Annotated in this window: 14 protein-coding genes; all 14 read left to right on the top strand. The window is 49.1% G+C overall.

The window, feature by feature from the left end; all coding sequences use genetic code 11:
* Positions 1-184 precede the first annotated feature (184 nt).
* The 14 genes from SGI97_02960 to SGI97_02895 all read left to right on the top strand — a co-directional run bounded on the left by SGI97_02960 (position 185) and on the right by SGI97_02895 (position 18,164).
* Positions 185-694 carry a GspH/FimT family protein gene (locus SGI97_02960; protein MDZ4722854.1) on the top strand — a complete coding sequence of 170 codons (510 nt, stop codon included), beginning with the start codon at positions 185-187 and terminating at the stop codon, positions 692-694.
* 331 nt (positions 695-1,025) lie between these two features.
* Entirely contained in the window at positions 1,026-2,078 is a 1,053-nt protein-coding gene (gene pilM, locus SGI97_02955) for a type IV pilus assembly protein PilM (protein ID MDZ4722853.1), read from the top strand.
* Positions 2,079-2,084: 6 nt separating this feature from the next.
* On the top strand, positions 2,085-2,828 hold the full coding sequence (locus SGI97_02950; GenBank protein MDZ4722852.1) for a PilN domain-containing protein: 744 nt from the start codon (positions 2,085-2,087) through the stop codon (positions 2,826-2,828).
* 12 nt (positions 2,829-2,840) lie between these two features.
* Positions 2,841-3,461, top strand: a complete 621-nt coding sequence (gene pilO / locus SGI97_02945; protein ID MDZ4722851.1) for a type 4a pilus biogenesis protein PilO — start codon at positions 2,841-2,843, stop codon at positions 3,459-3,461.
* Positions 3,462-3,475: 14 nt separating this feature from the next.
* The gene (locus SGI97_02940) at positions 3,476-5,623 is read left to right on the top strand and encodes an AMIN domain-containing protein (protein MDZ4722850.1); all 2,148 of its coding nucleotides are present in this window, start codon (positions 3,476-3,478) and stop codon (positions 5,621-5,623) included.
* Positions 5,624-5,641: 18 nt separating this feature from the next.
* Complete coding sequence (locus SGI97_02935; GenBank protein MDZ4722849.1) at positions 5,642-6,928, top strand: hypothetical protein; 1,287 nt, start codon at positions 5,642-5,644, stop codon at positions 6,926-6,928.
* 156 nt (positions 6,929-7,084) lie between these two features.
* A complete protein-coding gene (locus SGI97_02930; protein ID MDZ4722848.1) occupies positions 7,085-9,184 on the top strand; it encodes a hypothetical protein in 2,100 nt (699 codons plus the stop codon).
* 116 nt (positions 9,185-9,300) lie between these two features.
* Positions 9,301-10,971: an AMP-binding protein gene (locus SGI97_02925; GenBank protein ID MDZ4722847.1), complete on the top strand. Its 1,671-nt coding sequence runs from the start codon at positions 9,301-9,303 to the stop codon at positions 10,969-10,971.
* Positions 10,972-10,980: 9 nt separating this feature from the next.
* Positions 10,981-12,027, top strand: coding sequence for an S-methyl-5-thioribose-1-phosphate isomerase (mtnA, locus tag SGI97_02920; protein MDZ4722846.1), 1,047 nt, complete (start codon positions 10,981-10,983; stop codon positions 12,025-12,027).
* Between the two features lie 13 nt (positions 12,028-12,040).
* A complete protein-coding gene (locus tag SGI97_02915) occupies positions 12,041-12,670 on the top strand; it encodes a hypothetical protein (GenBank protein ID MDZ4722845.1) in 630 nt (209 codons plus the stop codon).
* Positions 12,671-12,914: 244 nt separating this feature from the next.
* The gene (locus SGI97_02910; GenBank protein ID MDZ4722844.1) at positions 12,915-13,586 is read left to right on the top strand and encodes an MIP family channel protein; all 672 of its coding nucleotides are present in this window, start codon (positions 12,915-12,917) and stop codon (positions 13,584-13,586) included.
* A 24-nt stretch (positions 13,587-13,610) separates the two neighbouring features.
* Complete coding sequence (locus SGI97_02905; protein ID MDZ4722843.1) at positions 13,611-14,033, top strand: PaaI family thioesterase; 423 nt, start codon at positions 13,611-13,613, stop codon at positions 14,031-14,033.
* Positions 14,034-14,049: 16 nt separating this feature from the next.
* Entirely contained in the window at positions 14,050-14,760 is a 711-nt protein-coding gene (locus tag SGI97_02900) for a queuosine precursor transporter (GenBank protein MDZ4722842.1), read from the top strand.
* A gap of 212 nt (positions 14,761-14,972) precedes the next feature.
* Positions 14,973-18,164 carry a S8 family serine peptidase gene (locus SGI97_02895; protein ID MDZ4722841.1) on the top strand — a complete coding sequence of 1,064 codons (3,192 nt, stop codon included), beginning with the start codon at positions 14,973-14,975 and terminating at the stop codon, positions 18,162-18,164.
* The last annotated feature ends 189 nt before the right edge of the window (positions 18,165-18,353 follow it).

Raw genomic sequence — 18,353 nt, 5'->3', positions numbered from 1 at the left:
CACGCCGAATCTCTTATGCGGCAAGGAAGTAGACGAAGATCAATGGAACGATAGCCGGAATCTTCCCGGAAGGCACAGTTCATGCTTATTCTCTGAATTGGTATAGACTGGCCTGTCTGCGTTTTGAGGCAATCGCAAGCCAGCAATTGAATGGGACAAAAGTCAATCCAAAAGAAGGTGTTATATGAGTAGACTCAGAACAAACGATTGCAAAGGTATGACAATTATCGAGCTTATGGCTGCGGTGGTTGTTGTCGGTATTGTTGCGGCAATGGCGGTTCCGCGTTTTGAAATTGCTTTTGAACGAATGGGAGCCCGCTCGGCCAATAGAGACCTGAACTCCGTTCTTAAATTGGCGCGCTCCACAGCCATCTCGGACAAACAACCGACTGGTGTTTACTTTGATGCTGATAACCATACCTATACAATATTTAAAGACTTTATCAACACTGGCGGCCAGGATTTTGTTAGCGGCGACTCAGCTATCCGCACCGACAGCCTGCCCCCAGATTTCTCACTGTTATTGACCGACGTTGAAAATGACGTCATAATCTTCAGGCCCAACGGGTCGGCGAAGTTCGTTGGAAGGGGAAATATTTTCACTTATGTGGCAACAGACAATATTAATTCGCTCGCAAGTCACAATATCCTGGCGTCGACCGGACGCGTTCAGTCAAATAGTTACTACTACTAATAAAGAAAACGGAAACACTTCCTGCCGGATATGACCGGAAAGTCTTTCCAATGATGACGTGAACCCCTCAGCATGACAGCTGGGGGTTTTTTTTGACAAGAATCCGCAATCCCTCGCAAGACAGGGTTAAGTCCAAGCTTGTGTATTCCGATAGAGTAACAAAGAAAGACGTCGATCTCGCGCCGTTTTCCCATCCCTGCTCAAGACACGGGCAGTAAGAAACTCGAGATGACGGGTTAATTGCTGATAAAGTTTGCCGATACATGGCATGTGAAATGGAACGAAGCCCAAATGAAGAAAAAATTGATAGTTAACGATAAAGAGTAACCTTATGTTGTTTTCGCGCAAGAACAAAAGTATCGCTGGTCTCGACATCGGGGCCAGTTCAATCAAGTTAGTCAAGCTCGACCACACCAAGGGCGGCTATTCGATCTCTGCAATTGGCATACGAGAACTTCCTCCAGAAGCGATTGTCGCCGACGAAATCAGAGACCGCGAAGCCGTCATTTTCAACATCCAGTCGCTCATTGACCAAACTGATCCGAGTATTAAGGATGTTGTCGTCTCAGTATCAGGACACAGCGTCATCACTGACAAATTCACCATTGACAAGAAGACCGGCCCCGAAGCCGAGCAGGCCATTCTCTTTGAAACCGAACAGCGGGCTCCGTTTGATGTCGATGATGTGACCCTCGATTACCATGTGATTCGCACCGACGATGACATCAACAAGATGGACGTCCTGCTCGTCGCCGCCCGAAAAGAATACCTTAAGATGTATCTGGAGCTTATCGAAGACTGCGGCCTTCGTCCCGTTATTGTTGATGACGATGCCTTTGCTATTTTGAACGCCTACGAAGGAAATTATGATATCGATCCCGCCCGCTTAACCGCGCTTGTCAATATTGGGCACGATGTCACGAATATCACATACATAGCAAACGGCTTGTTTACCTCAACCCGCGATGTCTCAGCCGGAACAAGAGAAATTTTCAATGCCGTTCAACGTGAATTCCGTCTCAATCCCGAATTGACTGCAAAGGCGCTGAAAGGTGAAATGACGGAGACCATTGACCAGGACATGTTCAAGGCCACCATAATTTCAGCAACCGATGAACTTGTCTCGGGCATTGAGCTGGCCTTTTCCTATTTCAAATCGCAGAACAAAGTCGACGCAATAGATTGGATTGTCCTCTCCGGCGGAGGAGCGTTGCTGCCCTATATGCCCGAGTACCTCCAGTCAAAACTAAATATACCTCTTGAACTGGCCAATCCGCTCAGAAATGTCGATTACGATCCGGAGCTGTTCCAATATCTTCAACCGGAAAAAATTGCGCCATTGCTGGCTGTGTCGGTAGGGCTGGCTATGCGGAAGGTAAGGTAAGCGACAATGATAGAAATTAATTTACTTCCCAAAGACTACCTTAAAGGATCCGGCGCATTTTCGTTCGGCAAGACCGGTATCTATGTCACTGCGGGAGCAATCGGACTTATCGCGGTACTCGCCGGGCTGACTTTCTTCCAGATCCACAAACTTGCGGAACTCGCAGACAACATGGAGCGGGCGAATCAGCGCGCAGCCATGCTTCAGAGAGACATTCAGCTTGTCGATGGCCTGAGCGATGTGAAAGTGAAAATTACCCAGCGAATGAATGCAGTCGAAGAGCTCGATCGCCACCGAACTGCCTGGGTTCGAATTCTGGAGAATATTGCCAGCAATATGCCGGAATTCGTCTGGCTGGCATCGTTTAAAGAAGATGATGATTCAAAACCGGCCGAGAAAACATCCAAGAATAAGAATCCAGCTCCAACTGAAGAACAGACCCCGGCCCCTGTCCAGGCATCCGTGCCTGCGGGTCCAAAGGTGATGCAGATTCAAGTTGAAGGCTACGCCTTTACATTGAATTCACTCGCCGCCTTCATGATCAAGATGATGCGCTCTGATTATTTTGAGAATGTGGAACTCGTCTCAAGTCAGGAAAATAAGTTCGATGAAAATGAAAAGGCATACCAGTTTGTCGTAAGCTGCAACCTTCACTATCTCTCGGATGAAGACCTTAGAAAACAATTATCGCAGGCTGAAGTGTCAGAAACAGCCAAGACGGACACGACCAGCCAAAAGAGTCTAAACTAGGAGTATGGCCAAATGGATTTGAAAGATTCAAAAACTCAAAAAATGATGATAGGCGCACTCGCCTTGTTTATAGTGGTCTACTTCTGGTACTCACGCGTCTATTCCCATTACAATGCGGAAATATCGATCAAGAACCAGGAGTTCGAAACCATCACGACCAATCTTCGCAATGTCGAAATGAAGGCTAAATCACTCGACGCCCTCAAGCTCGAGTATACCGACCTGCTCAAGCGTTACGAAGAAATTGAAACTCTTTTGCCCGAAGTCAAACAGCTTCCGTCGATGCTTGTTCAGCTCCATACGGCTTCATCGCTGACCGGCACGAGAATTGTCAAAGTCCTGCCGCGTCCGGTTGCCTCTGCCGAGTTTTATAATGTTGCTTCGTTTGAAATCGAAATGACCGGTACATACCATGATTTCGGATCCTTCATTGGCTATGTCGCCAATTTTCCTTTTATAGCCAACATATCCGGCATGGATATCAAAGCCCAGAAGATTGTTATCTCGAAGGCCAATACAGAAGAGAGTAACCAGCGGGAAGTTGGCCGAAAACAGGAGACGATGACTGCGACATTTGTGCTTTCCACATACTTTGTTAAAGAAGAAGAGCGGCTCGCCGAGCTGAGCCTGTAGGAGTAAGTTATATTATGAAGAAATTGTTTTCGATCCTCTGCCTGCTCATGCTTGTTGCGCTCGATAATGCCAATGCCTCGCGAGTGACCAGCGTCGAGTTGAGCTACCTAAACGGCGCCACCGTCGCAAAGATCGGCATCGATGGCCCTATCCGGTTTACCCATCAGACGGAAGTTGCCAAAGACGGCAAATCCGACCGCGTGATTGTTGATATTTTGGCGGCTACGCACGAGCTGGGGCAAAAAGAATTTGTCAATTTGCCTGTCACACCAGTGACCTCGATTCGGACAAGCCAGTATTCGGCTTCGCCTGAACAGGTAGTCCGAATTGTATTTGATCTGAATAAGGCTTCTTTATATAAAGTAGATTCAGACAGCAAATCTATCAGCGTGATGTTCACAGACAACACTGTTCAGCCCTTTCCTGTCTGGAGCAGCCAATCCTCTATTACGCCGATTCTTCCAGACGTCAAGCCGAGTCCGGCGACGATCGCAAAGTCCGCCGTGGTGGATCCCATTCCGCCAGTAAGCCTGTCGGCGAGGGCCGCGCATCAAAATAAGGCGATGACCAGCGACCGTCTGTCATCGCTGGGCGTTGTTGCTACAACCCCGCCTAATCCAAAGCTTCCGACTACCCCGCCATCGGTTACCCAAAATCCGAATCCGACACCAAAAGTAACGCCGCCTGTTACGGCTTTGAGAGACTCACCAGAAATGCTTGATATGAAGCCGATCGCAGAAAACCCGGCGAAAGTAACAAAGCCAGCCACCACCCCGAATGTAATTACGCCGCTGTCACCAGCTCCCGCGAACACGCCAGCGAATACGACAGCAACGGTCACACCAAAGATAACTCCTTTGCCAGTTCCGGTAGCAACGGAAAAACCGTTGGGCCAAACACCGGCAGATAAACCGACCACGGTACTTGTGAAGAATCCCTCTCCTTTGGTCCCGGCAAAGCCATCATCGCAAACGCCCATGGTTACTGAGAACAAACCGTCTGTAACAACCAAGCCGCCGGTAGTTGTCTCTGCAAAGCCGGTTGATAATGAGCCGCTTGCGACTCCGGTCTCTGGAACTGCGATGCCCAGCATACCGATACCATATCCCGGCGCGACCAAGACGTCTGTGGTAGCGCAAACGGCATCTACTCCAAATAAACCAGCGACAACAATTCCGAAGCCCACGGCTCTAAATGATAAAACGGTCAATGCACCAATCGTAACGAAAAACGATCCGCTACCGATACCGGTTCAGAAGAAAGAAGTTTCGCCAACACCGTCTCCAATACCTAATGGCGCCTCATCACCAGTCGTTTTTGCGCCGAAGCCTATAAACATGCCGGTCACAACGGTTGCCACCTCACTAAAGAGTGAACCGAAGCCGTCACCTGCGACTGTCCCTTCAGGAACCCCTATTACAGGTGTTCCGCCGGTGACAGGAACACCTATCAAGTCCAAATCCGAAGTGATCGAGCTAAAGCCGACTGTAGTATCGCCTCAGCCTTCCGTGCATGGCCCCTCTCTTCCTATGAATACGATTCCAGAGATGGCTCACGACGCCAACAAATCTGGGCTTCCTATAAATAAGCCTGTCGGTATCACAAAAACCGACACCGAAATCACACCATCGGCATCGACTCCGTCTGCCAAGCCAAAAGTCATGAAAGCTGATACAACCTTGGAAGATGATTCATGGTCACATGAACTCGCGGTAAGTCCTGCGGAAGCATTTAATGACAAAGACGAAGATGCCTTGACAAGCAAGCCGCTTACATCACGTTTTCGCCGCGACGCGACCTCCAACAAACTCAAGGGAACAATGATTGCTGAATTCCCGCAACGATTGGTAATAAAGTACCACCAGGCAGGGAATCGTGATCCATTCGCTACCCTGATTAATGACAACCAGACGTATAACAGCCCGATGGAACAGCGCATTCCCAACGTCGAAGGACTCAAGCTGGTGGGTGTAATTGAGTCGCCATCGCGTGAGACAAATAGGGCCTTGTTCGAAGATAAAGACGGCTACAGCTATATTCTGAAAAGCGGCGACAAAGTCCGCAATGGATATGTCCTGAGAGTTGAAAGCGATCAGGTTTTCTTCCAGGTCTTTGAATATGGCTGGAGCAGAACGCTCGCTCTGAAAATAGACGAATTTTAATGAAAGGCTGGTGCTGATATGAAACGGTTACGTCCCCTTAAATTCAAATTGCTGGTTGGCCTGATTGTGCCTATCGTGGGCCTGCTGGGTTCAGTCTTGGCGCAGGAAGTTAAAGATCCTTCCATGCCAATCAAGAGCGTTCAGTTCCAATCGGCTGAAATCCGCTCGGTGCTGACATTCCTTGCCGACTACGGTGGCGTCAACGTTGTTGTCTCTCCAAAAGTCACAGGAACAGTCACAATCAAGCTGACCGATGTTTTGTGGCGCGATGCAATGGAAATTATCGGTTCCACCTATGACTTGGCCGTAGTCGATGCCTCACAGGGCTACATCCGCGTATTATCAGCCGAAGACTATCGTCACGAAGTTTCGGAAAACAACAAGCACGAGCAAGAACAGCGGACACTTGTTCCATTAGAGACTAAAATTGTCAAAATCTCGAATTCGACCTCGGATGATATAGTCAAGGCAGTCAAATCACTTTTGACCGAACGCGGCCAAGCCACAAGCGATGTCCGCTCCAATTCTATTATCCTTCAGGAAGTGCCCAGCAATATTCCGTCGGTACTGGATTACGTATCGGCTCTTGATCAACCAGCCAGGCAGATCAAGATCTCAGCCCAGCTTCTCGAAGTTTCATCCAACGGACTTCGGGAGCTTGGAATTGACTGGTCGGCAGGCGGAACATTTGTTACCAATAGCGGCCGTGTGATCGACCAGACCGGTGAAGTCAGCACCGCCAGAGTTACCAACCCAGCCGGAGTCTATTCGCTCTCCGCGCTTCAGAATGGCTGGACGGTTGAAGCGGTCGTTCAGGCCGTCGTCACCAGCGGTAAAGGCAAAATCATCGCCCACCCAGAGATTACAACAATTGAGAATAAAGAGGCTCGCATACAAATGGGACAAAAGGTTCCGATCAAGCAGTTCGATGCTTCCGGTAACCTTGTTATCAAGTTCGAGCAGGTGGGAACAATTTTGGTTGTCACGCCCCATATCACAGCCGAAAATCAAATTCTCATGCACCTCAAACCAGAGCGCTCGACCTATGCCTTCGATCCGAACGGCGTTATCATCAATACCAACAACGCCGAAACCAATGTCATCGTTTCCAACGGCCAGACGGCCGTTATTGGCGGGTTGACCACTCAGGACGAAGTCATTTCAGAGACTGGTGTGCCGGTACTCAAAGATATACCGATTCTCGGCAATCTTTTCAAATTCAGCCAGAAGAAAAACGAAAGCCGCGACCTGGTTATCTTTGTTACACCGACAATTGTCGATGCCGACCTAGCTTTGAAGAATTAGTCCGAGAGAGAATACTTTTCCGAAACGCCTCTGATTCATAGTCAGAGGCGTTTTTTATTGTAAATAATTTTGGCCTTTCAGCCGATACCTACATAAGGAAATACCGGATAGTAAAAAATGATTGAAATATTCAATAATACACGTACAGGAGTCGTTATGACAAACAAGCTTTTTCGATCCGTGTCCGCAAGCGCGGCAGTGATCGCCGTAGGCGCCGCTTTGATGCTTCCCGGCTGTAGCTCAAAAAGCACCACCAACACATCAGACCCGCAGGCGACCAGCACTATTAATCTCGCGGCAAGTCCGACATCAATCAACAATGGTGAGACATCAGTCGTCGAAGCAACGGTCGTGCTCGGGACAGCTCCGATGCCGAATACCGCAGTGGTCTTCAGCGCGAGTCCTTCAACGGTTGGCTATTTTTCACCCGTATCCGACACCACCGATGCCTCAGGCGTGGCCGCTACAATCTTCACGGCCACAGGCTCAGGGGCTGTGACCATCACCGCAAGTATCGCCGGTGGCACCGTCACCAAAACGCTTGGTCTATCGGTCGCTCAGGCTGGAGGCGGCAGCGGAACCGGAAATATCAATGTGTCGACTTCGCCAAGTTTATTGCTGGCCAATGGGGCTGACACCTCGCGAATCACGATTGCTGTGCGCGACGCTATCGGTCAGACCGCGCCGGATTCGACGGTAATCAAAGTTACCGCCGGAGAGAAGTTTGTTGACATCGACGGCAATGGCTACTGGTCAAACGGAATTGACTCGCTTGTTTTTGATGCCAACGCAAACGGTCAGTGGGACGCGCTTGGATTGGTCCCTTCGATTGTTTACACGACCGGCGGTGCAGGCGCGGCCAATGTAAACTATATTTCGGGCAATGATGCCTTTACGGTTTACATCAAAGTTACCGTCGCGGATAACGGAATAACCGGCTCAGCCGAAGTCCAGCTTCAGCTCTCTCCGAACGCAACTATGAATTCGATATTCTTATCTTCTGATTCAACAAATCTGGTCGTCAAACAGACTGGCGGTATCGAAACCGGCATGGTCAGAGCGACCGGATATGATTTTAATGGCAATCGAGTACCCGAAGGCTTGACAATCAACTTTGTCATACTCGATGGTCCTGGTGGCGGGGAACGACTTGGAAATACCGGATATGGTCCATACACTGCAGTAACAAACTCACAGGGTGTCGCGACAGTCGGCTTGCACTCAGGCACTGCCTCCGGTACCGTCCGAATTCGCGCCTATTCCGATACCGTGCTTTCAAATGCAACCCAGGTCCTTATTTCTGCCGGGCCGCCCCAGTACGCGGTAATTGGCGCCGAGGACATAAACGTTCCCTATTGGTATGTCGTCAATCGTGAAAACAAGGTCGTAGCTGTCATTTCAGATGTCTATCTCAATCCGGTCGCTGACAACACAGTTGCATATTTTAGCACGGATGAAGGCTCAATGAAGTCCCATGAAGACCGCACTCATGATTTGGAAGGGCGCGTTGGCTCGGTTTGGTTCTCCGGAAATAATGTCCCTAGCGCAAATGGTATCGTTCTCATACGGGTCGAGACCTCCGGCGGGGCAGTCGCCGACACCTCCTATTTCTATAATTCAGGATATACAACTGTCATGACAGTCTTCGGCAACCCGGCTTCAATTCAGGCCGATGGAGTCGCCAAAGCGTATGTGACAGTTATTGGTGTTGATGTAAACGGCAACCCGGTACATGGCGGCACACCATTTGAGGGCGAAGCAAACTATCTTTCAGTCTCCGGTGGAGTATTCGAAGACGGCGTCTCAAGTTCATCTGACCGAGTGACGCTCGTATCTACTACCCTTGACGTTGATTATTCATTGACAGGCGGCAATGACAATGGAATCGGAGCCACGGATGTTGTTTCGTTCTGGGCGGGCTCCGGTGCCTCGACCAGCTTCAATATCTCCCTCCTGACTGGAAACGCCTATGGCGGTAAATCAAGCGCCGGCGGCCCATCGACAGCCGCAGTCGGCGAAACAATTGACATCAACGCCGCTATTGCTGACCGCTGGGACAATCCACTGGGTGACCATACCCTTATCATGACGGCTTCGAGTGGGACCGTTACCGGAGCCACACAGGAGACCAACGGATATGGAGAAGCGACCGGCTTCCGCTGGACCCCTTCCGATACCGGATCGTTCAATATCGTTATCACCGATATCGATCCCCGCGGCGGTATTATTTTGACCAAAAAGATTGCGGTCGAATAAAAACGAATAGTAGATTCGCTCTTAAACCGGAGCAGGTCAAAAACCTGCTCCGGTTTCTTTTTGTTCTTCCTCTCACCGGTAGAATTACCTACATTCCGAATATGACTACTCAGTCTATGATTGTTGCCCAAGTCTCCGAAACGATCTTTGACAGATTTCTCCGGTCTGCGGAGTTGTATGAAGATACGATATTATTCAAAGCCGATGGAGGCAGAGGACAGTCATATACCTATTCAGGAGTAAAAGAACGTGTCCAGCGATTGTCGGCCGGTTTGATGTCCGACTCATACATTGACCAGCCCGAAATCGGTCTCCTTTCAGAAAACAGACCCGAATGGGGAATTGCCTACCTTGCAATTCTCGCAGCAGGGAAAACGGTCGTTCCTATTGACAGCAATCTCAAGGAAAATGAGATTATGCATATTGTCAGACATTCAGGTATCAAATCTCTTTTCATTGCTGAAAGCTTCGAGCCGCTCTTTCAAAAAATGGAAAAGTCACCATCACTGTTTGTCATGAGCAACGATTCTGACCAGAGCTGGTCGCGGCTTGAATCTCTGCGCCCAAGCACAAGAAATATCTCTCGTCAGAATGTTGCCGTGCTTATCTATACATCAGGAACTACGGGCTCACCGAAAGTTGTAATGCTCACCCATGCCAATATTCTCCATAATCTCCAGGGAATCTCGCAGGCGATTCCCTTTGACCGGCAGGACATATTTCTTTCGATTCTGCCGCTCCATCACACCTTTGAGGCAACCTGCGGTTTTCTGACACCCCTTATGGCAGGAGCAAGTATTGTCTTTGCCCGGTCGCTCAAATCAAAAGAAATTCTCGAAGACATTTCCGCTAATGGTATAACTGTAATGTGCGGTGTACCGTTGCTGTACGATAAAATGTATCATTCCATGATGCGTTCAATCAATGCCGCGCCCACAATCAAAAAAATTCTTTTCAAAGTATTGTTTTTTATCTCTGGCGCGGGATGGGGGCTGGGACTTCACTTGGGCAAACCTCTGTTTTCCTCGCTCCGCAAAAAAGCGGGACTCCAATCAATCCGCATGTTTGTCTCCGGCGGAGCCGCGCTCCATGCCGAGGTCGCCCGTTTTTTTAATTTTATCGGATTTGATTTTTTTCAAGGATATGGCATGACCGAATGTTCCCCGGTAATTTCAATGAACAAGCCGGGCGACATTAAGTTTGGATCGGTCGGGAAACCGCTTCCAAATCTTGAGGTAAGAATGGAGCCGGTCGGAGATTCCGATGTTGGCGAGATTCTCATCAGAGGGGGTAGCGTCACACCCGGTTACAAAGATAATCCTGGACTCACCAAAGAAACAGTTCGCGATGGCTGGCTGCACAGCGGTGATCTGGGTTGTTTTCGTGGCGGCCACCTTTGGATAACCGGCAGGGCCAAAAACGTTATTATTTCCTCGGCTGGAAAAAATATTTACCCGGAAGAACTTGAGGAGAAACTGTTGGCCTCGCCGTATGTTATGGAAGTAGTGGTTGTCGGTCGGACGAAATCCGGCAAACAGGGGGAAGAGCCAGTGGCTCTAATTATTCCGGACATCGATCTCTTTTCGGCAGAATTTGGAGAAGAACTGAAAGGGGATATGGGTACAATCAGAAAGGTGATTTCTGGAGTCGTCTCAGCGTCGAACCAGCAACTTTCTGACTATAAACGCATCGCCGATTTCGAGATACAGTTGTCCGAGCTTGAAAAAACCTCGACAAAGAAAATAAAGCGTCATATATATGCCAATCGGTTCAAACATTCTCAATGAGGGTAAAGCGTGAAAGTAAAAGCTCTTGAGCTCATAAAAGATCAGCTTCGGATCATAGACCAGACCCAGCTACCTGACCGACTTGTTTACCGTGATCTCTACGACTACAAACAAGTCATTTACGCCATCAAGCGACTCGAGATCCGGGGCGCTCCGGCAATCGGGATTGCCGCTGCCTACGGCATCGCCATGGCGGTCAGACAATCTGGTCGAAGCGGGCTTGCTCAGATAAGGCAATTTAGCGAGGAGTTCAAATCCTCGCGTCCGACCGCCGTAAATCTTTTTTGGGCTGTCGATCGCATAGTGGCAGCGGTAGCCCAAAGCGCGCAATCCTCGCACGAAGAGATTGTCAAGCTCCTCTGGAGCGAAGCCATCGCCATTCATGACGAAGACAAAGAAATGTGCGAGCGCATCGGAAAGTATGGAATGGATCTGGTGCGCGATGGCGATACTGTGCTCACTCATTGTAATACTGGCGCTTTGGCAACTGGCGGCATTGGCACCGCCCTCGGTATAATCTATTGCTGCCGCGATGCAGGAAAGAATATCAGAGTCTTTGCCGACGAAACCCGTCCGGTTCTTCAGGGGTCTCGCCTCACTGCGTGGGAACTGAAACAGGAAGGGATCGATGTCACCCTTATATGTGACAACACCGCCGGCATGCTTATGCGCCAGGGAAGGGTCTCGATGGTAATTGTGGGCGCGGACAGGATTGCCCGCAACGGCGACACGGCGAACAAAATCGGTACCTATAGCCTGGCGGTTCTCGCCAAAGCGCATAATATTCCCTTTTACATTGCGGCGCCATCTTCGACATTTGACCCCGGCATTCCTACGGGTGACTTTATTGTAATCGAGGAACGATCCCCAGAAGAAATTACTGAAGGATTCGGGCGGCGAACAGCCCCTAAAGACATTCCGGTCTATGCCCCTGCATTCGATGTCACCCCGAATGAACTGATCTCGGCTTTTATTACCGATGAAGGAATCAAACCAGGTGGACGAGACTTGTCCGCTCAGGTATCTCGCAGAATCGGGGAAGTCAATAAGCGCTAAGATTCGACATCGTATGAAAGCAGTCATTCGTAAATTCAAAGCTATCTCGGCTCTTCACCTTGATCTGTTCAAAGCTGAATCAATAACACCGCCTCCGCCAGCGACGATTTATGCCAAAATAAAAGAATACGCCCTGCCGCCAAAAGCAATTAGCATATCCGCACCTGCAGTAGCCCGGGCTGAACTTCCTTCGATAAGTGAACTCCATGATTTGTTCGACCGGCTCAATATGCTGTTTTTCGACGGTGCGCTTCCCAAACAGCGCATCGAATATTCGGATCGGATGATGATGGCTGGTTCCTATACGCCTTCGCGAAAGCTTATCAAAATCGGACGACGCTATCATGACGTCTTTCCCGATGAATTCGAAGACACGCTCAAACACGAAATGATTCACATTATTCACTTGCGCCACAACACGGCTTTTAAAAAAGAAGCCGCCCGCGTGGGAACTTCTCTTAGGGCAAATTTTCATCCTTCGCTTCGCAAACCGCCGCGTTACACCTATGTCTGCGGAAACTGCAAACGAGAATTTCCGCGTCAGAAACAATTTCGAATGGCTTCCTGCGGGCGATGTTCAGTTGGACGACGTTTCGACCCTCGATTCAAATTGACACTTAAATCAAATCACAAGAAAGCATAAGCACATGTTTTGAATATAACTTAGGAGTTTGGGAGGGCGGGTCCGTCTCCGAACCCGCCAATTCTCCTGTAAACCCTACCGATAAAACCGTTACCACCACCCATTTCTAAAACTTGACAGCGCATTTCCAAACCCCTATCCATACACCGTTGAATAATCGCACAGAGCTTCGAATCGTCTTGTGTTCTGTGTGAGTGGGAGCGCTGTTTGAAGAATGGCCGGGTAGATAGAGAAGGGAGAGAGCATGAATTTTAGAGCGCTGGTTGCGGAGTTCATTGGAACATTCGCCTTGATTTTTGTGGGTGTGGGCGCAATTGCGGTCGATGACATAATCGGCGGAGGTTCGGGGCTGGTTGGAATTGCCTTGGCCCATGGCCTGACAATCGCTGTTTTTGCAAGCGCTGTGGGGGTTATCAGCGGCGGCTATTTTAATCCGGCCGTCACGCTTGGAGCGTTTCTTGGGAAGCGAATCGATCTTCAAAGCGCTGTCGCTTATTTTATTGTGCAGTGCCTTGGCGCGATTTTTGGAGCCATTATGCTAAAGATGGTCATTCCCGAAGCCGCTCTTGCCACTGTCAACATGGGTATCCCGGCTATAAACGCCGCCGCTGGTGTGACAACGACAATGGCGCTCATCTGCGAGATCATCCTGACATTTTTTCTTGTTGTTGTCATCTATGGCACAGCCTTCGACTCGCGTGCGCCGAAGGTCGGTGGACTTTTCATCGGGCTGGTCATCACACTTGATATACTCGTCGGCGGTCCAATTTCCGGGGCGGCTATGAATCCTGCGCGCCACCTTGGCCCGGCCCTGCTCGGCGGAGGATTTGAAAATGCCTGGGTTTACTGGGTCGGGCCGCTTATCGGAGGTGCGCTCGGTGGGTTAGTGTATCACAATTTTCTTGAGAAGAAATAATTTGAAGGCGTATGGAATTATCCAATGATCGAAGAACAGCACCGGCTCGCGGTGATGGGCCGCATACACAAAATCCCCATCGTGTCTGCCTTGAATCTTCGCATTGAAGAATTAGACAAGGGAATCTGCCGCGCAATAATGCCGCGAGATACCCGCTACGACGGCATCTTCGAATCGACTCATGGCGGACTGCTCATGACGGTCGCAGATACAATCTCCTGCTTTGCGATTCTCACAATGACCAAGGCTGATGAGATTCTGACCACTACAGATATGGGGATACGTTTTCTCGCCCCCTGTCTGACAGACTTGACAGCCGTCGCGCGTGTGATAAAACTGGGAAGAACCATTTGCCCTGTCCAGATAGACCTGTCCGACAGCGCCGGCAAGCCGGTTGCAATTGCCCAGGTCGCATACATGCGCCTTGAAAGTATGCCGAAAAGATGATCCACAGCCGCGCAATATGAATCAGCCGAACACACCCGCGTCGACCAGTTCTCAAAGAGTCTACAAATACTATGATTTGATCATGGCCCTTTTTGTGACTGTTTTGCTCTGCTCGAATCTGATTGGTCCGGCCAAAATCTGGTCAATCGGCGGTTATTCATTCGGAGCGGGAATTCTCTTTTTTCCGATAAGCTACGTCTTTGGCGATATTCTCACCGAAGTTTACGGCTATGCCCGCGCCAGAAAAGTTGTATGGGCTGGCTTTGGCGCGCTCCTTTTTGCCTCGCTCATGTCATGGGTCGTGCTGAAACTTCCGCCGGCAGAAAGTTGGAATGATCAGAAAGCTCTTGAGACTGCCTTCGGCTCGACGTCTCGAATTATTGTGGCCTCAATGACCGCCTATTCTGTCGGTGAGTTCTGTAACTCCTTTGTATTGGCTAAACTGAAACTCTACACCAAAGGAAAATTCCTCTGGCTCCGTGCGCTTAGCTCAACAGTCGTCGGCGCCGGGATTGACTCCGCTATTTTTTACCCGGTGGCATTTTACGGCGTCTGGTCAAATGAAAGTGTTGTGGCGGTGATGTTTGGAAACTACGCTCTGAAAGTTTTATGGGAAGTTCTTGCCATGCCTTTTACGTATAAAATTGTCAGATTTTTGAAGGCAAAAGAGCACGAAGATTATTTTGACTGGAAGACAGACTTTACACCGTTTTCGATTAAGACTTAATGATTCATTTGTGCATCAATGAAACTGTCAGAAGAGAGCTCCTAGTTAAGTCGACAACATCTGACGGGACTGTTAAATTGAACAGTGTGAGAGAGCGTTGGTTAATGACTACAAAAAAATACTTGCATAAAAGCTAAATAAGGTTACCTTTTCGTGTCTTTGATTAAGGAGGGATTACGAAAATCAGATATCTCATAACCAAGCACGTCCTAGTGTTGCTTCTTGCTGGTTACCTTCTGCAGTCTGACATTGCGTTCTCAACTCCTCTCGATTCTACTTCCAAATATGTTCCAGGGGTCATTCGAATTCGCCTAAGCAAGCTGGCTGTAGACAGCAGTAGTTTCCAGATCAAAGGATCAATCATAAGAACAGGCAATACTGGTCTCGATTCTGTCGATCAAGTCCTTTACTCTTATGGCATGCGCGAGGTAAGCGCTCAATTATTTAAACCAGTCGATGAGAAGTTGTCCGAAGAGTTTGGACTCAACAGAGTTTTTACTATTGCAGTTGACTCAATTGCCGACATCGAATCGTTAGCAGTCGATTTGGCGGCTTTGGGTGGAATTGAATATGCTGTTCCGGATTGGTACGGGAAATTTGCTTCTACGCCTAACGATCCTATGTTCAATTCTAACTGGGGGCATCGCAACACAGGACAGCTAAATGGTACTCTTGGTTTTGACTGCAATACGGATTTGGCATGGGATAAGGCTCAAGGCCATGGTGATTCATCAATTATTATCGCTATTCTTGACAGTGGTGTTGATACGCTCCATCCTGATTTGCGTCTTGTGCGCGGTTATAACTACGGTGACAATAACCCATATGTAATGGATCTCTTCAGACATGGCACCTGTGCGGCAGGAATAGCGGCTGCAATTGCAAACAATTCTATTGGAGCGGTTGGAGTAGCAGGTGGCTGTAGTATTATGCCGATGAAGGTCTCGTCTGGGGCAAGTGGAAGTCCTATTTCGAGTGCAGTAGTAAATGCAATCATTCATGCTGCCGACAGCGGCGCAAGAGTGATATCGATGAGCATATCTCTTCCAGCAGACTCAATTCTCGAGAGCGCCATCAACTATGCGTATAGCAAAGGAGTCGTGTTGCTGGGAGCGACCGGCAACGTGGGGATAAATGACGGGTCTGTACCAGACGCTGTGTTGTACCCGGCGAAGTATCCAAATGTTTTAGCGATCGGCGCTGCTGCTCCTTGCGGGTATAGAAAACGTGGGTCGCGGTGGGATGAGCCGGTTAGTTGCGATGGGCAAATCTGGAGTAGTCGCTATGGACCGGAAATTGATTTTCTTGCTCCGACAATACTGCCCACGACGGACATTCTGGGAAGCGTTGGATTCAGCGCCGGAGATTACTGGGCGTTATTTGACGGGACATCGTGTGCGTGTCCGTATGCGGCAGGGGTCGTGGCGTTAATGCTTTCCGCAGATCCGACTCTCACGCCATCACAGGTTAAGCAAAGACTTATTAATGGCGCACATGACATTGTTGGAGGATATGACAATGCATCAGTCGGCTTCGACAACTTTACCGGATACGGCCTGATTGATGCTCGCAATTCTGTTCCTACACCAGATACTGTCTATGTCACCTATGGAGGTTCTCCTCAATACTCGACAATCCAAGCCGCAATAGATGCACTGCCTCATGGCTCTTTGATCTTAGTTCAACCCGGCACGTATTCTGGATCGCTGAATTTCAAGGGGAAACGAATTCAAATAATGTCCGTTGGCGGACCATTGGTCACAACTCTTACCGGTGCGGTTACAGATACACTGGTTAAGTTCAAGGGAGGGGAGAATTCGGCTACAGTTCTCGATGGCTTTCGGTTGAAGGGCGGGCGGATCGGAATTCTTTGTCAAAATGCTTCTCCAACAATTCGCAGATGCATCCTTGATGGACAGCAGACAAATGACGCCGCGGCCATAACGCTCGGAGGCACAGGCTATGCCTCCACTGGCAATAGCCCGGCTACGATAATCAACTGTACAGTTGTGAATAGTTCGAATGGTGGAATAGTAAGTTATTCGACCGTCGCACCTACTATCAAAAATTCGCTGGTGCTCAATAACATGACCTACGGCATTGCCCGATCGGCGCTTCCCGAAGTTGCACAGCCTCAATTATCGTACAACGATGTATATGGAAATGTTTCAAGCAATTATCTTCATATCTCAAACGCTGGTACAGGCAGCATCAGCGCTAATCCACTGACCTATCCGGATCTTTCGCTCCGTGTCGGATCACCGTGCATCAATACCGGAAATCCTGACCCGGCATATAATGATCCCAATGGTAGCCGCAATGACATGGGCTGTTTGCCGCACAGTGCGCCTGTTACGGCAAATGTGCCATCACAATATGCCTCCATACAATCTGCCATTGATGCCGTTCCTCATGGATCGACGGTCAATGTCGCTTCCGGAATCTATATTAATTCTCTAATCAATTTTAAAGGGAAGTTTATTACTGTAAAATCTGTCAATGGCCCCAGACAAACAACCATAACGAATTCGACGGCTGTAAATTTGGTGACTTTCAATTCGGGTGAAACCTCGGAGTCTGTATTGGAAGGGTTCCGATTGTTAAAAGGTTCAATAGGTGTATTATGTGAGAACGCAAGCCCCAGCCTTATCCGGCTTATACTTGATAGTCAGTTGGTTACAGCAGAGGGCGCAATCACACTTCGCGGAACTGGAGCCGGGACTGTCGGTCATTCGCCTGCACTCATTCTTAAGAACACGATTAAGAACGCAGCGGGTGTGGGAATTTTGACCTATTCATCTTCGGCACCTGTGATTAAGAACACAATTGTATTTCAGAGTGCCCAGTTCGGAATTCGCAGGGCGAATGACGTCTCCGTTGCTCAGCCGAACTTGTCATATAACGACGTTTATAATAATTCCACTAACTATGATCAAATCACCGGACCAGGGACAGGCAGCATAAGCGCGGATCCGCTCTTTGTGCAATCCAGCTATACTATCCTTGGCAATTCACCCTGCAACAACACCGGTGACCCGGACCCCGCATATAACGAATGGGACGGAAGCCGCAGCGACATAGGCGCCGTGCCATTTGTTGTCATAGAAGTGGTAGACAAACTCGTTCATGGTGAAACGCTCCCGGACGATTTTGCACTTGCACAAAACTATCCGAATCCATTCAATCCCACAACGATCATCGAATTGAGTCTGCCTGTAAATACTACATGGGACTTGACGATTTTCAACATACTCGGACAACAAGTAGATCGATTCGATGGCACAGCGAACGCCGGAATTCTGCGGGTTGAGTGGGACGGCTCTCGCCACAGCTCCGGCGTTTATTTTTATAGCGCACAAGCTGGCGCTTTCAGACAGGCGAGGAAAATGCTTCTCATTAAATAGGGCAGTTAAAATACTATGACGAAGAAACTCGCATTGCTCACAGCTATTCTCTTCAGTTGGACTGTATCCTTCGCCGCAGTGATAACGGTTCCTACTGATCAACCAACCTTTCAAGCTGGCATCGATAATGCGGTGAATGGCGATACTATTATTGTGAGTCCTGGCGTTTACACCGGCAACGGGAATCGT

The organism is Candidatus Zixiibacteriota bacterium, from assembly GCA_034439475.1.
Taxonomy (GTDB): Bacteria; Zixibacteria; MSB-5A5; order GN15; family FEB-12; genus JAWXAN01.
The sequence above is the reverse complement of the archived record's forward strand: the minus strand, read 5'-3'. Positions and strand labels throughout refer to the sequence as shown.